Source organism: Atribacterota bacterium (assembly GCA_028717805.1).
Lineage (GTDB): Bacteria > Atribacterota > Phoenicimicrobiia > Phoenicimicrobiales > Stramentimicrobiaceae > Stramentimicrobium.
The window spans coordinates 1-19846 of record JAQUNC010000013.1 but is presented as its reverse complement, the minus strand read 5'-3'; the positions used below and the strand labels follow the sequence as shown (position 1 = coordinate 19846).

Genomic DNA, 19846 nt, shown 5'->3' with positions numbered 1-19846 from the left:
CTAGATTCCTAGAAACTCACCTGTAATTTTTCCAAGTGAAAGTTTTAAAAACAATAACTTAGGACGTTTTTCACGTTAAAGAAGAAGAAGGGTAGATGGGGCTGTAGCTCAGTAGGGAGAGTGCCTCCTTGGCGTGGAGGAGGTCGCGGGTTCGATTCCCGCCAGCTCCACCATTACTTATCTACTAAAATAGGGTGGTACCACGGGTAAATCTCGTCCCTGGTAATATTGTTATTACAGGTGGCGGGATTTTTCTATTCTAAGGAGTGAAATAATACAATGAAAGAGAAATATGATTTTAGGAAAATAGAACAAAAGTGGCAACAATATTGGTATAGTCAGGGATTATTTCAAAGCAATATAGAATCTGGTAATAAAAAATATTATGTACTGGAAATGTTTCCTTACCCATCCGGTGAGCCACATATGGGACATGTTAAGAATTATGTTATCGGAGATGTGGTAGCGCGTTATAAACGCAATAGAGGTTTCAATATATTGCACCCTATGGGTTGGGATTCATTTGGCTTACCTGCCGAGAATGCTGCTATCAAACATCAGATTCATCCAGCTATATGGACGCAGGAAAATATAAAAAAGATGAAGAATACCCTTTTATCAATGGGAATAAGCTATGACTGGAGACGCGAGCTTTCTACTTGCAGCCCTGAATACTATAAATGGACTCAGTGGATGTTTTTACAACTTTATAAAAATGGCCTTGCTTATAAGAAGAAAGCGGTAGTTAATTGGTGTCCTTCCTGTGCCACAGTATTGGCAAACGAACAGGTTGTTAATGGAAAATGTGAGAGATGTGGAGCAGAAGTAACAAAAAAAGAACTATCGCAGTGGTTCTTCAAGATTACCCATTATGCTCAACAACTTTTAGATGATATGAATCTTTTAGAAGAATGGCCTGAGCGAGTATTAATGATGCAAAAAAATTGGATTGGTAAAAGCGATGGAGCACAGGTAAAATTTAGTATTATGGGTACAAATCAAACCTTTTCTGTCTTTACTACCAGACCGGATACTCTTTATGGAGTTACCTTTTTTGTTCTTTCCCCCGAGCATCCTATAGTAGATAAGCTGGTTAAGGGTACAGAGTATGAGGAAAAAGTGAGAAAATTTAAAGAGGAATTCTTTAGGGAAAATATTACTGAGAAGAATATTACCCTAACTGAAAAGAGAGGATGTTTTACCGGTCAATATGTTATAAATCCTTTAAATCAGGACAAAGTTCCAATCTGGTTGGCAAATTATGTACTGATGGAATATGGTACCGGAATGGTTATGGGAGTACCAGCACATGATCAGAGAGATTTTGAATTTGCTCGAAAATATAATCTGCCAGTAAGGGTAGTTATTCAACCTGAGAATTCTCACCTTTTAGATAATAGTATCCAGGAAGCCTTTGATCAAGAAGGTATAATGATTAATTCAGGAAGATTTAATGGTTTGCCCAGCCATAAAGGGAGAGAAATGATAATAAAATACCTTGAAGAGAAAGGATTCGGAAAAAGAGAGATTAATTATCGCTTAAGGGATTGGTTGATTTCCAGGCAGCGTTACTGGGGTGCACCTATACCAATTGTTTATTGTCCTAAATGCGGAATGATTCCTGTACCAGAAAAGGACTTACCGGTATATTTACCTGATGATGTTGATTTTAAACCAACTGGATTATCACCATTACTTTCCAGTAAGCAATTTTTAAATACTACCTGTCCTCAATGTGGTCAAGATGCCAGTAGAGATACCGATACTATGGATACTTTTGTCTGTTCTTCCTGGTATTACCTTCGCTTTTGTTCTCCCCATCTGGATGATAGACCATTTGATGAAAATGAACTACATTACTGGATGCCGGTAGATCAATATATAGGTGGGGTGGAACATGCTATTTTACACCTTTTATATTCCCGATTTTTTGTAAAGGCTTTATACGATATGGGTTATCTAAAATTTAAAGAACCTTTCAAGAGGCTTTTTACCCAGGGAATGGTCTGTAAAGATGGAGCAGCAATGTCTAAATCAAAAGGAAATGTAGTTACCCCTGGCAATATTTTTAATCAATATGGTGTTGATTCAACCAGACTAATGATTCTCTTTGCCGGTCCCCCTGAACTCGATATGGATTGGAGTGAAAAGGGTATTGAAGGAGCTTCTCGTTTCTTAAACCGGATTTGGCGAATAGTTCATCAATATCGAAAATTATTTCAGGAAGAAGGCTTGCCTAAAAGGATAGTTGAAAATACAGTGAGCAAGGAATTTAAAAAATTGGAAAGGAAAACACATCAAACCATAAAAAAAGTAACAGAGGATATTGAAGAAAGATTTCATTTTAACACGGCAATAAGCGCCATCATGGAGTTAGTTAATGAGCTATATGGTCTAAAGGTAAAATTAACCCAAATAAATGAATCAGAAAAAGCAATCTTGAAAGCAACAATTGAGATCACTATTAAATTGCTCGGTCCTATAGTTCCTCATTTTTGTGAAGAATTATGGCATGAAATTGGAAATGAACGAAGTATTTATTTCGAAAGCTGGCCTCAATTTAATAGCCAACTAATTAAAGAAGAACAGATATTAATTATTATACAAATAAATGGTAAGCTACGTGATAAAATTAAAGTCCCTACTGACAGTTCTGATGAGATGATAAGAAAGACCGTACTAGAATTGCCAAAAATTAAAAAGTGGATTAAAGGTAAAAATATTGATAAGATTATAAATATACACGGTAAGCTGGTAAATATTGTAATTCATTAAATAACCATATGTTTTATCATTGGTGTTTTAAAATATTGATATGATGTAACATCTTTTTTAATAAGGAGGAATTAAAATGGCTTCTTTTGGTGATTTAAATTGCTTTGTTGGTATCGGTCGTCTAACCAGAGATCCTGAATTAAGGTATACACCTTCTGGAAGAGCAGTTTGTAGATTTGGTCTGGCAATTAATCGCAGTTATAAAAATCAAGAAGGAACTAATGTAGAAGACACTCTGTTTATCAACATATCAGTCTGGGGCAAACAGGCAGAATATTGTTCTCAATTTTTAAAAAAGGGAAGAAGAATTGCTGTTAATGGAGAATTAAGGTCTAATAGTTGGCAGGATAGAGAAGGGAATAAGAGGATTACTTTTGAGATTAGTGCCAGAACTATTCAATTTTTAGACTATCTGAAGGATCTTGATAGTACAACTGATGATAAATATCCCAAGGCAGGAGCGTACAAGGAAGAGGATTCAGGTGAAGAGAATGCAGAAGAAGAAAATAGCTTGGTTGATGAAGATTCTAATGAAGAAGATATTCCCTTCTAATTATAGACGGATATATTTAATTTAGTTGTCCCAATCATATCATAGTTTTAATATATAGAAGTATATTCATTATCAAAAAATATATCTTTTTGTCAGTTTATATAGACAAAGAAAAAAAGAGATGTTATAATAAACCTTGCAGTTTATGAGAAGATAATTTGTGGGCGGATAGCTCAGTAGGGAGAGCACTGGCTTTACAAGCCAGGGGTCACAGGTTCAAGCCCTGTTCCGCCTACCATTTGATTTAAAAGAGGGGTCGTAGTGCAGTTCGGTTTAACACGCCTGCCTGTCACGCAGGAGAACGCGGGTTCAAATCCCGTCGACCCCGCCATTTTCTTTAATGAAAAAAGAGGTTATTGCCGAGATAGCTCAGTCGGTAGAGCAGTGGACTGAAAATCCACGTGTCCCCAGTTCAACTCTGGGTCTCGGCACCAATTATATTGTTTTGCGGAAATAGCTCAGCGGTAGAGCATCGCCTTGCCAAGGCGAGGGTCGCGGGTTCAAATCCCGTTTTCCGCTCCATTGTACTAATAGTATTTTTTAATTACTATATTTGAGGCGGCATAGCCAAGCGGGAAGGCAGAGGACTGCAAATCCTTCATCCTCGGTTCAAATCCGAGTGCCGCCTCCAGTTATAAAAATAACATTGGTTGATTGGGCGGTTAGTTCAGTGGAAGAATGCTTCCTTGACGCGGAAGAGGTCACTGGTTCAATCCCAGTACCGCCCACCATTTTTTATAACTTTTTTGAATAATCCTGGAAGGAAATAAATTATTAAATTTGATAACGATAACAATGAGTATTTCAGAAAAACCTCATGTCAGTTAACGTGAGTTTTTTTGTTTTAGGAGTGAAATTAATGGGGAAGATTAACATTATACTATTGGACGTGGACGGAAGAAAGGTTAATGTTGATTCAGAAATAACCTTCTATGATCTAATAAAACAATATGATTCCGGATTAGCTGAACAAGCTTTAGCGGTAAAAACTCAAAATTTTAAAAAAGATCTTTTTGATAAACCACAAGAGGGAGATAGGATAGAAGTTATTACTTACCAGAGTAAAGAAGGAAAAAAAATATTTTTTCATAGTTCATCACATATATTGGCACAGGCAGTTCAAGAATTATATCCCGGTACTAGAATTGCTATTGGCCCGGCGATTGAGGAAGGCTTCTATTATGATTTTGATTCAGATCATACCTTTTCTCCCGAAGATTTTATGGTAATTGAAAAGAAGATGAAAGAGCTAGTAAAAAAGAACATTCCTTTGCAAAAGAAGATTTTAAAGAAAGAAGATGCAGTTCGTTTATTTGAACAGAAAGGCGAAGTATATAAGGTAGAATTGTTAAAGGAGATTCCAGAGGAATGGGTAACTGTATACCAACAGGGAGATTTTATTGATTTATGCCGTGGTCCACATGTTCCTTCTACCAGGAAGATAAAAGCATTTAAATTATTAAGTGTGGCTGGTGCTTACTGGCGTGGTGATGAAAAGAATAAAATGTTACAGAGAATATATGGCATATCTTTTGATTCCCAGGAAGCCTTAGATAACTACTTACAATTATTAGAAGAAGCCAAAAGAAGAGATCATCGTAAAATAGGAAAAGATCTTGATTTATATAGTTTTCATGACGAGGGTATTGGTTTTGCATTTTTTCATCCCAGAGGCATGATTATTCGAAATTTACTGGAAGATTATTGGCGAGAAGAGCATCGTAAAAGAGGATATCAGGAGATTAAGACTCCAATTATTCTGAATAAATCATTATGGATGCAATCCGGTCATTGGGATCACTATAAAGAGAATATGTATTTTACCAAAATAGATGATCAGGATTTTGCGGTAAAACCTATGAACTGTCCCGGTGGCGTTCTGATATACAAAAATAGATTGCATAGTTACAAGGAATTTCCTTTAAGGATAGCTGAGTTGGGATTGGTTCATCGTCATGAGTTATCAGGGGTGTTACATGGTTTATTTCGGGTTCGCTCCTTTACTCAGGATGACGCTCATATTTATATGATGCCATCTCAGATAATTGAAGAAGTTCAGAATCTTATTGATTTTGAAGGGTTTTTCTATCAGACTTTTGGATTTGATTATCATATTGAATTAAGCACTAAGCCGGAAAATGCCATGGGTTCTGATGAAGTATGGGATAAGGCTATAAATAATCTGAAAAGTGCTTTAGATGATAAAGGGATTTCTTATAAGATTAATGAGGGCGATGGAGCCTTTTATGGACCTAAAATTGATTTTCATCTTAAGGATTGCCTGGGGAGGAACTGGCAATGTGGTACCATACAGCTTGATTTTCTTATGCCGGAAAAATTTGATCTTTACTATATAAATCCTCAAGGTGAAAAAGAACGACCGGTTATGTTACATAGAACGATTATGGGTAGTTTAGAACGTTTTATAGGTATATTAATTGAACAATTTGCCGGTGCCTTACCTACCTGGATTGCTCCGGTTCAGGTGAAACTGTTACCTATTGCAGATCGACATATTGAATATGGTAAAAACTTAGTAAAGATACTAACTGAGCAGAATATTCGAGTGGAACTTGATGAAAATAATGAAAAAATAGGGGCAAAAATAAGGAAAGCAGAAATGCAGAAAATCCCCTATATGTTAATTTTTGGAGATCAGGAAGTAGCTAATTCATCTGTCAATATCAGAAAGAGAGGGAAAGGTGATTTAGGAGCGGCAGCTATTGAACAATATATTAGCTTGATTAATGAAGAAATTAGGGAAAAATCTCTACCATAAAAATGGATATGTTTTAGCTAATAAATATTAAAATGATTATTTACTGAAAGGACAGGGTGATAGCCAGAAAACTCAATGTTGACTAAAAAAAAACAATATGCTATATTCATTTAACGAGATTTTTAATCATTTGTTATACTTATTACATAGAGTGAGCTATAAAAGGAGGAATGTGAAATAAAGTCAAAATCTACTTTTCGGGTGAATCATGAAATTAAAGCCCAAAAAATTCGTTTGATTGGTCATGATGGAAAACAGCTTGGCTTGGTTGATAGAGAAACAGCGTTAACAGAAGCACAAAAAAACAACCTGGATTTAGTGGAGGTGTCCCCTGATGCCAGCCCCCCTGTTTGTCGCATTATGGACTATGGTAAATATCGTTATATGATAGAAAAAAGAGCAAAATTGGGTAAAAAGAAACAGAAGGCTACTGCTCTAAAAGAAATCAAAATACGTCCAAACATTGGAGAGCATGATTATGATTTCAAAAAAAGACAGATTCATAAGTTTTTACAGGATGGCAATCGCGTTAAGGTGACGGTAATGTTCAGGGGGAGGGAAATGAAATTTGTTGAATCTGGTAGAGAGCTTTTAGACCGAGTTGTAGCGGAAACAAGTGAGTTTTCTAAAGTAGAAAGAAAACCGAAATTAGAAGGAAGAAATATGACTTTAATTCTTATTTCTAATAAAAATAGTTAAAATTAAGATAATATGATAGAATTTTAGAGAATCAACATTTCAAAAAATCATTTGTCTTAAAAGGAATTTTAAAAAATATTTAAAATTGGTGGGATAAATAAATATTAAATAAGCTTAATTCAAGCAATTTTCAAGGAGAAGAATCCCCCTTTTCCCCTTGTATATATTAGATGGAGGAATAATATTCATGCCAAAAATGAAAACACATCGTGGAGCTGCAAAACGTTTTAAAATAACAGAATCAGGGAAAATCAAACGTTCTAAAGCTTATAAAAGTCATATATTGACCAAAAAATCAGCTAAGAGAAAGAGACAATTAGCTAAGTCGACCGTAGTTGATCAAAGTGATAGTAAAAGAATAAAACATTTATTGCCTTATTTATAAAATTTGTCTTTATTCTTTATAAAAATAATATTTTTAAAATGAATCAAGAGTTAAATGAGGGGAGAAAGTCATGCCAAGAGTAAGTAGTAGTGTTGCTTCGAGAAATAGAAGAAAAAAGATTCTTAAGTCTGCTAAAGGATACTGGGGTGGCAAGAGCAAGTTATTACGTTCAGCCAAAGATGCAGTTAGAAAGTCTTTATCTTATGCTTATCGTGATAGAAGAGCTCGAAAGAGAGATTTTCGGCGTCTCTGGATTACCCGTATTGGTATTGCTGCTAAAAAGGAAGGCATTTCCTATAGTCAATTTACGAATGGACTTAAGAAAGCTAACATACAAATAAATCGAAAAATGTTAGCAGAAATAGCTGTTCATCATTATGAAGGTTTTAGCCAGCTGGTAAAACTATCAACAGCGGAGAGCAAATAATTATTTCTTTATGATATCGATGATGTATTTATAACAAGCAGATTTATGGCAACCATAAAGAGAAAGTATGGGAAGAATATAAAGAAAAAAATTAAAAGATAGTAGAGAAAGCCTGTGTTATTTTATTTAAGAACATAAAATAGCTGGCTTTGTCGAATTTCACTTTTAAAAAGCCGACTGAAAATTGAAGAATAGGTCAGGACGGGTTATTCCGTTACAGATAAAATAAGTTTGGACTTGAATAGTAATAAGTCAAAAAGGGTGGTAACGCGGAGAAGTTTATAATTTTCGTCCCTTTAATGGGAAAAATTATAGACTTCTTTTTTTTATAAGGAGGGATATCTTTGGAGAAAGAAATTAAAAATTTAATAGAACAATTCAATAAAAGAATTGCTGCTATAAATAATAAGGAAGAATTGAAGGGTATTAAAAACGAATATATAGGTCGCAAAGGTTTGGTGACTCAAATGTTAAAAAGAATTGCTTCCTTACCAGCAGAAGATAAACCCAAGGCTGGTATGTTGCTCAATCAAATAAAAGAAGACTTTCAAATAATGATAACAGAAAAAGATAGGGAATTATTAAAAGAGGAATCTAAAGAAGATGAGCAGATTGATATTACCATTCCCGGTAGAAACTTTATATCAGGAACTATTCATCCAATTGAACTAATCCTGAAAGCTACTGAAGAAATTTTTCTAGGAATGGGATTTTGTATAGTCGATGGTCCCGAAATTGAACTTGACTATTATAATTTTGAAGCATTAAACATACCTAAAGACCATCCGGTAAGGGATGATCAGGATTCCATTTATATTACGTCGGATATTCTTTTAAGAACTCAAACCTCTCCAATGCAGGTCAGAACAATGGAGAATCAGTCACCTCCAGTAAGAATAATTTCCACCGGAAAATGTTATCGCCGGGATTCTATAGATAATACTCATACTCCAATGTTTCATCAGATAGAGGGATTAGCAGTAGACAAAGATATTTCTCTGGCTGATTTAAAAGGTGTAATAGCAGAATTTTGTAAGCAGATTTTTGGAAAAGATAGAATTATTAGATTTAGACCGGGGTATTTTCCTTTTGTAGAACCAGGAGCTGAGGTTGATGTATCTTGTGGATTGTGTAAGGGTAAAGGTTGCCCATCCTGTGGCTATAGCGGCTGGTTAGAGATTATGGGTGCCGGTATGGTTCATCCACATGTTTTAGAGATGGTTGGCTATGATACTGAAAAATATACTGGTTTTGCCTTTGGAATGGGTGCTGAAAGAATTGCCATGCTTAAATATGGTATTAATGATATTCGTTTATTTTTTGAAAATGATTTGCGCTTCTTAACTCAATTTAAATAGAATGGAAATTTATAGGGAGGATGGGTTTCATGCAGGTCTCATATAATTTATTAAAAGAGTATGTAGATATTAATTTATCACCGGAAGAACTAGCTGAACGGCTTTCTATGAATGGTATTGTTGCTGAACATACTACTCCAATATTTAAAGAGGTTCAGGGAGTATTGGTAGGGAAAATAGCTGATATTAAACCTGTCCATAACAATAGTAATCTATTGGTTTGTACAGTAGATATTAAAAGTAGAACATTAGAAGTTGTTTGTGGTGCAAGAAATATGAAAGTAGGAGATTATGTTCCGGTAGTATTGGAAGGTGGTGCTTTACCAGGATTAGGAAAGATTGAAGAGAAAATAATTCAAGGAGTATATTCACAGGGGATGATTTGTTCAGCTTCCGAATTGGGATTGGAGAAGAGCAAATCACCCGGTGTATTAATCTTAGATAAGAACTTACCTTTAGGAGAAAGGATTGAAAATTTAACAGGAATGGTAGATGATGTAATTTTTGATTTTGAAATTTTCTCCAATCGCCCTGATTTATTGAGTATAATTGGGATTGCTCGGGAAATATCAGCTTTTTCCGGGAAAACCTTACGATTACCGGAGATAAAGTTAGTAGAAACAGAGGAATTGATAACCGATTGTATATCAGTGGAAGTAGAGGATGAAGATCTTTGTCCTCGCTATGCTGGCAGAATAATTAGGGAATTGCAGGTGAAACATTCACCATTCTGGTTAAGATGGAAATTATTTTTACTGGGCATCAGACCAATTAATAACATAGTTGATGTGACTAATTATGTTATGATGGAGACGGGACAGCCTCTTCATGCCTTTGACCTTAATTTTATTCATGGTCAGAAAATAATCATTCGCAGAGCTAATCCCGGGGAAAAATTTAGGACTTTAGATGGCATTGAACGGATATTAACAAAAGATAATCTGGTTATTGCTGATTGCGATCGAGCTATTGCCTTAGCGGGTGTTATGGGAGGTGAGAATTCTGAAATTAAGACTACTACAAAAGACGTATTTTTGGAATCAGCATATTTTGATGCAGTTAATAATAGAAGAACCAGTCACTATTTTACTTTGAGGACAGATGCTTCTAATCGTTTTGAAAAAGGCATAGATCCATTTGGCCAGGTTTTTGCTCTGAATAGAGCTGCTTATCTTATAACCCAACTTACCTCAGGCAAGCTTCTTTCTGGAGTCATAAACCAATACAGTAAACAATTGAGCAGGACAAAGCCAATCAAACTTTATCTGCCTAAAATAAGTAGGGTTTTAGGAACCACAATCGCTAACAACAATAGTGAGATTACAGAAAAAGTTGTTGATATTTTAACTAAGTTGGAATTTAAAATCAATCATGAGATTGATAATTATTTAGAACTTACACCTCCCAGTTTTAGGAGTGATGTACAAAGAGATGTAGATGTTATTGAAGAAATTGCCAGGATATTTGGTTATGAAAACATTCCCTCTACTTTGTTTAAATCTACGGTGATACAGGAAGGTAAAAGCAATAGACAAAAAATTGTGGATAAAATAAGGAGTTTTCTGGTTGGTTGCGGTATGCATCAGATAATTAGCTATAGTATGATTACTCCAAAATGTTTTGATTGGCTGAAATTACCATCTTCTCACTATTTTCGTCAGACAGTCAAATTAGCTAATCCACTAATTCAAGAGCAAACCATCATGAGAACCACTTTGATACCAGGTTTACTTAAGACAATTCAATGGAATGTAAATCATAGTATGGGAAAAATAAAATTATTTGAAATCGGAAGGATTTATTTTCCTCAAAGTAAGCTTGAGGGCGATTCTCTGCCTGTTGAAAAATTAATGATAGCTGGGGGAATAGCTAAAATAGGCAGGGGGAATATATGGGATAAATCAGAAAACTGGGATATATTTTACCTGAAAGGAATTTTAGAATCCCTCTTTGATGCATTAATGATAAGGGATATAGATTATTTACCCGGGAATCTACCCTTTTTTCATCCCCAAAAGAATGGCTTAATAAAGAGTGGAAACAAGAGGATAGCCTTTTTTGGTGAGTTGCATCAGGATATTGCCAAATGTTTAGATGTACCAGGGAATATTTTATTATTCGAGTTGGATTATGCAGAACTGTATCCATTGATTAATAGAGAAGTCACTTTTCGGTCTTTACCTAAATATCCTTATACCCAAAGAGATATAGCAATAGAAGTTCCTGAGAATGTAAATTTTACCCAGATAAAAAAGGAAGTTTTAGAAGTAGGACAGGATATTATTAAGAGAGTAGAATTATTTGATATTTTTAGAGGGGAAAAGATTAAACCAAGTAACAAAAGCATAGCTTTTTCAATATTTTTTCAGGCTGATGATAGAACTTTAACGGATATTGAAGTCGACAAAATAATGGAAAATGTTACAATAAGATTGAATGCACTCTTTCAGGCAAACTTAAGACAATAATTTAATTGATTTCAGGAGGCTTTTAGAAATCATTAACTTAGTTGATTTAATCATTCTTATAATTGTCTTATTTAATGTATGTCTAGGTTTTAAAAGAGGTGTTATTGCGGAAATATTAACATTGATAGGATTAGTTTCTGCCATTTTTATTTCAATATTCTGGTATCATGACCTAAGCGTTTTTCTCATAAAGCAATTCAAGTGGAATCAAGCCTTATCTAATATAATTAGTTTTATTATTATTTTTATTGTGGTTATATTATGTTTTAGAATACTAGAAACAATATTAAGCCGAATTGTAGCGTTATTATTTTTAAATTGGATAAACAATTTAGGTGGTTCATTATTCGGATTTATCAGGGGTGCAATTATAGTAAGCTTGTTATTATTCCTGGTAAATTTTATTCCGTTACCATTAGAAATGAGAACTCAGATATCGGATTCTATTTTAGCTAAGCCTCTACTGGATAGCTTAATAATTATATATAATTCTGTACGAGAATGGTTACCAGGACATTTTCAGTTTGAAACTGAATATTTAAGAGAAAGATTATATCAAAATATTAATATCTAAAAATTGGAAATGAGTTTTTTAAAAGCAATAAATTTTAACAGAATTATCAGATAGGATTTATAAAAATTAAAATGGATCAAAAAATAGATAGAAGGATTAAAGGGTATTGTTTCCCTGAAGATCTTTATGAATAAACATCTTTTTGAAGTGTTAGATTATTTTAAGATAAAAGAATTATTAAAGAAAGAGCTTTTTACCTTCTTAGCGAAACAACAATTAAAAGAACTTCAGCCATCTTCAGATATTACTATAATAAAACAGTGGCAAAAAGAAACAACTGAGATGAAGAATGTGTTAGAACAGTTTGGTCGTTTCCCTATTATCCCTTTAGAAAAAGATATTGAAGCGTATATAAAGGAAGCTGAAATACTGGATAGCATTCTAAGTGCCAAAACTCTAGCTTATATTGTTAAAATCCTGGAATGCTTTCATCAAACGAAGGAGTTTTTTGAAAAATATTCTGCAGAAGAAATTCCCTTAATTAAGAAAAGAGCTTTTGCTCTAAAGTATTTTCGAGTATTAGAAAAAACAATTAAAGATTGTATCAATGAAGAAGCAGAGATTGTAGATGATGCCAGTCCTTTGCTGAAAAAGATAAGACAAAAAATAAGTAGTATTGAAAAGAAAATAAGAGATAGATTAGAGAATACTATTAGGGACCCTCAAAACCGCTCCCTTATTCAGGATGATATTATTACTATTCGTCAGGGAAGATATGTTATCCCGGTGAAACAGCAAGAAAAAAGTAAATTTCCGGGAGTGATACATGATAAGTCTGAAAGCGGCCTCACTGTCTTTGTGGAACCATTAATTGTAGTGGAATTCAATAACGAGTTAAGAGAGCTATTTCAGGAAGAAAAAAAGGAAGAATACAGAATACTACAAAGATTAACTGCTTTAGTGGGAGAGAGTGGAGAGGATATTTTATCTAATCTGAAATATTTAGGCGAATTAGATCTGATAAATGCTAAAGCGGAGATAAGTAAAAAAATGAATGCTATTGAGCCAAAAATAAATACTAACGGTATAATACGTCTATTTCAAGCAAGGCATCCTCTTTTGAAAAATAAGGTAGTTCCTATTGATATTGAATTAGGTGACAAGTTTGATACTTTAATAATTACCGGACCCAACACTGGGGGAAAGACAGTAACTCTTAAGACGGTTGGGTTGTTGAATTTGATGGCCCAATCAGGATTGCATATTCCTGCAGCAGTAGATAGTGAAATAGCTATTTTTAAGCAGATATTTGCTGATATTGGCGATGAACAGAGCATAGAACAGAATTTAAGTACTTTTTCTTCCCATATGAGAAATATAATAAATATATTGGATAGTGTTGATCAATGCTCTCTGGTATTACTGGATGAATTAGGAGCCGGGACTGATCCCTCTGAAGGCGCAGCTTTAGCTATGGCTTTTCTTGATTTATTAAGAGAGAAAGGAAGTAAGGTCTTAAGTACTACCCACCATGATAGTCTAAAAGCATATGCCTATCTTACCGAGGGAATAAGGAATGCTAGAGTAGAGTTTGATGAAAAAACACTGCAACCAACTTTTAAAATATCTATTGGTCTTCCAGGTAAAAGCTGTGCTTTTGCTGTTGCTCAAAGATTAGGGTTACCCGATCTTGTTCTAAAGAATGCAGAGGGATATTTAGAAAGAGAAAAATTAGATCTGGAAAATTTAATTAAGAGAATGGAAAAAGATAGAATCCAAATTGCCGAAAGTTTGAAATATATGAAAGCAGAAGAGCTAGAAATAAAAAAGTTAAAGAAAGAACTGGAAGAAAGGATTAATGCTCTGGACAAAGAGAAGATCAAAATAAAGCTGGCAGCTTATCAAGAAGCCGAGAAGATAATCGCCACTGCTCAAACCAAAGCAAGAGAAATAATTTCTGCTCTAAGGAAAAATAAAGATATACCGGGAAAATATACAAAGCAAATCATTGCTCTAGAGAATGTAAAAAAAGAGATTAAAAATCAGGTTGAAAAATATGATTTAATTCCTGAAGAAGCCAGATTTTTTAAGGAAGGCGATTATGTTGTTATTAAGAGTTTGCAGAAGGAAGGGATTATTCTGGAGAAGAATGATAAGAAGCACCAATATACTGTGCAGGCGGGTAATATAAAATTAAGAGTTTCTGTTGACGATATAAAAAAATTAGATAAAACTGGTTTAGAACAAAGAGAAAAAGAGAATAAATTTAGTAAACAAACAGTTTCGCTGCAGGAAGATCATATTGAGAAAAAAGCTTATTTTAAAAATGAAATAGATATTCGTCATATGAATGCTGGTGAAGCCAGCGTTAGACTGGAAAAATACCTTGATGATGCTTTTCTCTTGAATATATCCCCTGTATACATTGTCCACGGTAAGGGGAAAGGTATTTTGAGGAAAACAGTCGCTCATCTCCTGGAAAAGCTTAAATATATAAAAAATTACCGTTATGGAGAAAATTATGAAGGCGGGAATGGAGTAACAGTGGTTTATTTTTAAAATTAGTGGTTTAATCTTTACTTCTTTGCTCTAATCTTTTTCTTAACTCATTAACTAATGACTGTAATGTTTCTTTTTTTGTTTCCTCGGGCTTAGTAATTCCATCATCCATACCATCTTTTTGCAGTATTTCTATTTCTTCCAGCAAGGGAAAATTCTTTTCACCAGAGATAACTGGCACTTCCTCTACAGGTGGGCTTGATTCAACAACATATTCAGGAAGTAAACCGGCACCTTCATAACAGGTTTGAGTGGGTTCGGTGCCGGAAAGAAATGTCACTGAAACAGTGTTGGCACACTTGTTGCTGGGTATTAGTCCAGTTTTGGCACATACCAACATTTCTGTAACATTCTTTGGTCTGGGAAATTCACTTATTGGTTTATCTTGTAGTGAATTAGCCATAAAATCATGCCAGATAGGAGCAGCTACTATGCCACCAGTAATTCTGTTGCCAAGAGGTTTTCGATCATCATTACCAATGTAGACAGAACATACCAATTCCGGGGTAAATCCAACAAACCAGGCATCGATAAATTCATCAGTTGTGCCTGTTTTTCCTGCGGCAGGTCTACCAATTCTGGCATTAAAACCAGTACCTCTTACAATGACACCTTCCATTAATTTAATTAGGGTATAACATATGTCTTCTGAAAAAACCTTTTTCTTAATAATTTGATTCTGTTCCAGTATCTTTCCATTATAGTCTTCAACTTTGATTATGGCAGTTGGTTCAATATAGGTACCCATATTAGCGATAGTTGCATAAGCCGAAGCCATTTCTAAAGGTGTTACTTCCGAAGTACCAAGAGCTAGAGAAAGATCTGGCCGTAGGGTACTTTTTATTCCTGCTTTTTGAGCATTTTGTATTACATCTCTAACCCCAACTCTTTCTAATAATTTTACTCCAATTACATTTATAGAATCTTCAAAAGCCTCTCTCAAGGTAACTGGACCTCTAAACTCCTTTTCATAATTTTTAGGAGACCAACCATTTTCGTATACAACCGGGGAGTCTTCCATTATTAAACTAGGAGAAATCCTTTTTTCTATAGCAGTCAGATAAACAAAGGTTTTAAAAGAAGATCCAGGCTGACGATAAGCTTGAGTAGCTCTATTAAATTCACTTTCTTCATAGTTTTTCCCACCCACCATTGCTTTTATATGGCCAGTGTAAGGTTCAATAGCAATTAAGGCTCCCTCCCGTCCACTTTTTAAGAAAGCATCTTTGGCCTTTTCCTGTAAGCTTAGATCAAGTGTGGTATAAATCTTCAAACCACCCTTAAATACCATATTAACTCCGTACTTATCTAATAATATTGTTCTTATGTAACTGGAGAAATGAGGAGCAATCTCCTGAGAATCTCTATTATGGTTTAATATTATTTCTTCTTCTCTCGCTTGGAGATATTCATTTTCTTTGATATATCCCAGATCAAACATTCTTTTTAGGATTATATTTTTCCTTTTTAAAGAAGCTTCTAAATTTATAAATGGAGAATAAAAGTAAGGTCTTCGTGGAATTCCAGCTATTAGAGCACTTTCAGCAAGTGAAAGCTCTGAGGCCGGCTTATCAAAGTATAATGTTGCGGCGGAGACTATACCATGGGCTCCATGACCGAAGTAAATAAGATTCAGATACATTTCCAGAATTTCATCTTTAGTAAAAGTTCTTTCAATCTGTAAAGCCAGCAGGGCATCTTTTATTTTTCGAGATAATTTTTCTTCTCTGGTTAAGAATGTGTTGACTGCTAATTGTTGGGTGATTGTACTGCCACCCTGACCCTGGAAAAATCTTCCGCTTTCTTTAAAATTTTCAACCATAGCCCTGATGATACCACGAATTGATATTCCATGGTGTTTATAAAAATTAGTATCTTCAATCGCTATAAAGGCATTAATAAGATTTGATGGTATCTCTGATAAAGAAATAGGTGTACGATTTTCCTGAAAAAATTCAGTGATAAGCTTTCCATTGATATCATATACCTTACTGGTAACAGGACTCATAAAATTACTACTTTTTACTATTTCACCCATTTTTTGGCTGGAAAGTGAGATTAAGAAGGTGAGAGATAATACAAAGGATAAAATCAATAAAAATAGAGATAGGGAGAATATTTTTGGAAAGAGTGAGTGATTTTTTGATTTCTTATTCTTTTTTCTGGAATTCATAACATTATCCTAAAAATATTATAATCCTTGATTATTGTGAAAATTGTAAGACAGATATTAATCTCCATTATATATTGTATTATAATTTGTCAAACTTTTTTACTTCTAGGGAAATATGCTATAATTAAAAAAACTTTTTATTAAATTTAAGGAATCTTAATTGTTAAAGCCATATTACCTGGTTCGTATTGCGTTAATTGCTGCAATATATACTACCATAAATATAATATTTGCGCCAATTAGTTATGGTCCAGTACAGGTCAGGATTGCTGAAGCATTGGCAGTATTGCCCTTTATTGATCCAGCAGCGATTGGTGGATTATTCTTAGGATGTATTTTAGCAAATTTATGGGGAGGGCTTGGCATTACTGATGTTTTAGGAGGGAGTTTATGTACTCTAATAGCAGCAGTTTTAACCTATAAAATGAAAAAGCCACTTTTTGCACCTCTTCCACCGGTAGTGGTAAATTCTCTGGGAGTAAGCCTATATATTCATATTTTATTTAAACTGCCTTATTGGTTAACTGTTAGTTATATTTTTTTAGGACAATTAATTGCTTGTTATTTATTAGGTTACCCTTTATTGTTGATTTTATTAAAGAGAAAAATATGGATTTATACTAATAATAATAAATGAGTATAAGAACTAAGGTGGTTTAACATTAAAGATTAAGATATGTTAATTAAACATTATTTTTTTACCAAAAGTTCTCAAAATCAGGATATTAGTGGAGGATATTTTCCTAACAACATACACTATGCAACTGTGATGTTAATTAACTATATTATTTATAGAAGGAAGGAGTAGAAATAACATAAAATGGACCTGTCTGAAGAAATGAAGATAATTAAAAGAGGAACAAAAGAGATTATTTCAGAAGAAGAATTAGAAAAAAAATTAGTTAATTCTAAAAAGACCAAAATCCCCTTACGTATTAAACAAGGCTTTGATCCCAGTGCACCAGATATTCATTTAGGTCACACAGTGGGATTAAGAAAATTAAGACATTTTCAAGACCTGGGACACGAGGTATATTTTCTTATAGGTGATTTTACTGGTATGATTGGTGATCCAAGTGGTCGTTCTGCTACCAGAAAACAGCTAACACCAGATGAAGTGAAAAGAAATGCTGAAACTTATAAAGAGCAGGTATTTAAGATACTAAATCCAGAAAAAACTATAGTGGAATTTAATAGTAATTGGTTAGGGAAATTATCTTTTGTAGAGGTAATCAAATTATGTTCTAAATATACTGTAGCCCGTATGCTAGAAAGAGATGATTTTGCTAATCGTTTTCAAGAGAAAAAACCCATTGGTATTCATGAATTTTTATACCCTCTCATGCAGGGCTACGATTCTATTGCTTTAAGCGCTGATGTTGAATTAGGTGGTACCGATCAAAAATTTAATTTATTGGTAGGAAGAGAACTGCAAAGAGAATACCATCAGGAACCACAGGTTATTATTACCATGCCTATTATTGAGGGAACTGATGGTGTAGAAAAAATGAGTAAAAGCCTGGGTAACTATATAGGGATTAATGAGCATCCTTTTGATATGTATGGGAAAATAATGTCTATACCTGATAAATTATTATTGGCTTATTTTGAGTTATTAACAGATACTTCTTATACTGATATAGCTAAAATTGAACAGGAATTAAGGGATAATGTTGTTTCGCCCCTTATTATCAAGAAAAGATTAGCAAAAGAGATAGTAAAAATGTATCATGGATATGATCAGGCAAATGAAGCAGAACAACATTTTCAAAAGGTATTTCAGGAAAAGAAAACTCCAAAAAATATCCAAAATTTGTTGTTACCTAATCAAATTTTAAAAGAAAATAAGGTGTGGATTGTAAAACTTATCAAGCTAACCAAGTTATTTAAAAGTACTGGTGATATTTTACGAATTATTGAACAGGGTGGAATTAAAATCAACAATGAGAAGGTGTTGTATACTAATATTGATATAGAAATTAAGGATGGAGATATTCTCAGAATAGGTAAATTATATTTTTATCGCATTAAAATAGTTTAAATACTATAGCATTTGTCTACTTGAAAAAATATTGATTTTATATTATAATTTAGTCATCAGAGTTTTAACTTTAAAATATCTATAGCATTATTAAAGTTAAAAAATATCTATTTTTTTAGAAAAATTCTTGACAACTCCCCCTATCTCTGTTACTATCTTATTTGCCCTTCTTAAGGTTGAACCATTCTTTGGTTTAAACCGGGGGGTCCTGTACTTTGATAAACAAATAGCACCCAGCCAGATGCTTTGATCTAACTTTATCAGGTTGCCCTCACTCACAGAGGCAGCCTATTTCGGTGTCAATTTTAAGGGGAGAGGAAAGAGGCGGATTTCGGTTCATCTCTTTTTCATCCCCTTAAAGAGAACGGAGAGTTTGATCCTGGCTCAGGACAAACGCTGGCGGCGTGCCTAACACATGCAAGTCTGACGGGAAAGTCTCCTTCGGGAGACGAGTACAGTGGCGGACGGGTGAGTAACGCGTGGGAATCTACCCGGTAGCGGGGGATAACCCCTCGAAAGGGGGGCTAATACCGCATAAGTCCTACGGGGTAAAGATGGCCTCTTTCTAATGCCATCGCTTCCGGATGAGCCCGCGTCCTATTAGCTAGTTGGTGAGGTAATGGCTTACCAAGGCGACTATGGGTAGCCGGTCTGAGAGGATGAACGGCCACACTGGGACTGAGACACGGCCCAGACTCCTACGGGAGGCAGCAGTGGGGAATTTTGCGCAATGGGGGAAACCCTGACGCAGCAACGCCGCGTGAACGATGAAGGCCTTCGGGTCGTAAAGTTCTGTTCTGGGGGAAGAAACAGCAAAAAGACAATACCTTTTTGCCTTGACGGTACCCCAGCAGAAAGCTCCGGCCAATTATGTGCCAGCAGCCGCGGTAATACATAAGGAGCAAGCGTTGTCCGGAATCATTGGGCGTAAAGCGCTCGTAGGCGGTCCTGAAAGTCAGCTGTGAAATCACCAGGCTCAACCTGGTAGGGTCAGCTGAAACTTCAGGACTTGAGGGTAGAAGAGGAAAGCGGAATTCCCGGTGTAGCGGTGAAATGCGTAGATATCGGGAGGAACACCAGTGGCGAAGGCGGCTTTCTGGTCTACCCCTGACGCT

At 34.7% G+C, this 19846-nt stretch carries 13 protein-coding genes, 7 tRNA genes and 1 rRNA gene; 20 read left to right on the top strand and 1 reads right to left on the bottom strand.

What is annotated here, in order from left to right; all coding sequences use genetic code 11:
* The first annotated feature begins 97 nt into the window (after positions 1 to 97).
* The 17 genes from PHD84_04350 (at position 98) to PHD84_04270 (ending at position 14517) form a co-directional block, all read left to right on the top strand.
* Positions 98 to 173, top strand: a tRNA-Ala gene (locus PHD84_04350).
* 106 nt (positions 174 to 279) lie between these two features.
* Positions 280 to 2775, top strand: a complete 2496-nt coding sequence (gene leuS / locus PHD84_04345) for a leucine--tRNA ligase (protein MDD5637031.1) — start codon at positions 280 to 282, stop codon at positions 2773 to 2775.
* 76 nt (positions 2776 to 2851) lie between these two features.
* Positions 2852 to 3328 (top strand): single-stranded DNA-binding protein, encoded by a 477-nt coding sequence (gene ssb, locus PHD84_04340; GenBank protein ID MDD5637030.1) that lies wholly within the window; start codon positions 2852 to 2854, stop codon positions 3326 to 3328.
* A 162-nt stretch (positions 3329 to 3490) separates the two neighbouring features.
* Positions 3491 to 3566: transfer RNA gene (locus tag PHD84_04335), tRNA-Val, on the top strand.
* A gap of 14 nt (positions 3567 to 3580) precedes the next feature.
* Positions 3581 to 3659, top strand: a tRNA-Asp gene (locus PHD84_04330).
* Between the two features lie 27 nt (positions 3660 to 3686).
* Positions 3687 to 3762 (top strand) — tRNA-Phe (locus tag PHD84_04325).
* A 13-nt stretch (positions 3763 to 3775) separates the two neighbouring features.
* Positions 3776 to 3850 (top strand) — tRNA-Gly (locus PHD84_04320).
* Positions 3851 to 3885: 35 nt separating this feature from the next.
* Positions 3886 to 3959, top strand: a tRNA-Cys gene (locus PHD84_04315).
* 25 nt (positions 3960 to 3984) lie between these two features.
* Positions 3985 to 4059 (top strand) — tRNA-Val (locus tag PHD84_04310).
* Positions 4060 to 4187: 128 nt separating this feature from the next.
* Positions 4188 to 6107 carry a threonine--tRNA ligase gene (gene thrS, locus PHD84_04305; protein MDD5637029.1) on the top strand — a complete coding sequence of 640 codons (1920 nt, stop codon included), beginning with the start codon at positions 4188 to 4190 and terminating at the stop codon, positions 6105 to 6107.
* A gap of 201 nt (positions 6108 to 6308) precedes the next feature.
* Positions 6309 to 6806 (top strand): translation initiation factor IF-3, encoded by a 498-nt coding sequence (gene infC, locus PHD84_04300; protein ID MDD5637028.1) that lies wholly within the window; start codon positions 6309 to 6311, stop codon positions 6804 to 6806.
* 187 nt (positions 6807 to 6993) lie between these two features.
* Positions 6994 to 7191, top strand: coding sequence for a 50S ribosomal protein L35 (gene rpmI, locus PHD84_04295; protein MDD5637027.1), 198 nt, complete (start codon positions 6994 to 6996; stop codon positions 7189 to 7191).
* Between the two features lie 70 nt (positions 7192 to 7261).
* Positions 7262 to 7618 carry a 50S ribosomal protein L20 gene (gene rplT, locus PHD84_04290; GenBank protein ID MDD5637026.1) on the top strand — a complete coding sequence of 119 codons (357 nt, stop codon included), beginning with the start codon at positions 7262 to 7264 and terminating at the stop codon, positions 7616 to 7618.
* 344 nt (positions 7619 to 7962) lie between these two features.
* Positions 7963 to 8976, top strand: a complete 1014-nt coding sequence (gene pheS / locus PHD84_04285; protein ID MDD5637025.1) for a phenylalanine--tRNA ligase subunit alpha — start codon at positions 7963 to 7965, stop codon at positions 8974 to 8976.
* Between the two features lie 29 nt (positions 8977 to 9005).
* On the top strand, positions 9006 to 11444 hold the full coding sequence (gene pheT / locus PHD84_04280; protein ID MDD5637024.1) for a phenylalanine--tRNA ligase subunit beta: 2439 nt from the start codon (positions 9006 to 9008) through the stop codon (positions 11442 to 11444).
* Positions 11445 to 11496: 52 nt separating this feature from the next.
* Positions 11497 to 12018: a CvpA family protein gene (locus PHD84_04275; protein MDD5637023.1), complete on the top strand. Its 522-nt coding sequence runs from the start codon at positions 11497 to 11499 to the stop codon at positions 12016 to 12018.
* A 126-nt stretch (positions 12019 to 12144) separates the two neighbouring features.
* Positions 12145 to 14517, top strand: a complete 2373-nt coding sequence (locus PHD84_04270) for an endonuclease MutS2 (GenBank protein MDD5637022.1) — start codon at positions 12145 to 12147, stop codon at positions 14515 to 14517.
* A 10-nt stretch (positions 14518 to 14527) separates the two neighbouring features.
* Here the strand turns inward: PHD84_04270 and PHD84_04265 are convergent, their stop codons facing one another.
* Positions 14528 to 16690, bottom strand: a complete 2163-nt coding sequence (locus PHD84_04265) for a penicillin-binding protein 1A (GenBank protein ID MDD5637021.1) — start codon at positions 16688 to 16690, stop codon at positions 14528 to 14530.
* Between the two features lie 160 nt (positions 16691 to 16850).
* Between PHD84_04265 and PHD84_04260 the strand changes: the two genes are divergently transcribed.
* From PHD84_04260 to PHD84_04250, 3 genes are all read left to right on the top strand, one after another.
* Positions 16851 to 17327 (top strand): QueT transporter family protein, encoded by a 477-nt coding sequence (locus PHD84_04260; GenBank protein ID MDD5637020.1) that lies wholly within the window; start codon positions 16851 to 16853, stop codon positions 17325 to 17327.
* Positions 17328 to 17510: 183 nt separating this feature from the next.
* Positions 17511 to 18731 (top strand): tyrosine--tRNA ligase, encoded by a 1221-nt coding sequence (gene tyrS / locus PHD84_04255; GenBank protein ID MDD5637019.1) that lies wholly within the window; start codon positions 17511 to 17513, stop codon positions 18729 to 18731.
* A gap of 361 nt (positions 18732 to 19092) precedes the next feature.
* A 16S ribosomal RNA gene (locus tag PHD84_04250) occupies positions 19093 to 19846 on the top strand; the annotation flags it as partial.

Coding starts and splice junctions, on each gene's coding strand:
- pheT (MDD5637024.1), top strand. CDS start 9,006: ATGCAGGTCTCATATAATTTATTAAAAGAGTATGTAGATATTAATTTA.
- thrS (MDD5637029.1), top strand. CDS start 4,188: ATGGGGAAGATTAACATTATACTATTGGACGTGGACGGAAGAAAGGTT.
- ssb (MDD5637030.1), top strand. CDS start 2,852: ATGGCTTCTTTTGGTGATTTAAATTGCTTTGTTGGTATCGGTCGTCTA.
- rpmI (MDD5637027.1), top strand. CDS start 6,994: ATGCCAAAAATGAAAACACATCGTGGAGCTGCAAAACGTTTTAAAATA.
- tyrS (MDD5637019.1), top strand. CDS start 17,511: ATGGACCTGTCTGAAGAAATGAAGATAATTAAAAGAGGAACAAAAGAG.
- rplT (MDD5637026.1), top strand. CDS start 7,262: ATGCCAAGAGTAAGTAGTAGTGTTGCTTCGAGAAATAGAAGAAAAAAG.
- PHD84_04270 (MDD5637022.1), top strand. CDS start 12,145: ATGAATAAACATCTTTTTGAAGTGTTAGATTATTTTAAGATAAAAGAA.
- leuS (MDD5637031.1), top strand. CDS start 280: ATGAAAGAGAAATATGATTTTAGGAAAATAGAACAAAAGTGGCAACAA.
- PHD84_04265 (MDD5637021.1), bottom strand. CDS start 16,690: ATGAATTCCAGAAAAAAGAATAAGAAATCAAAAAATCACTCACTCTTT.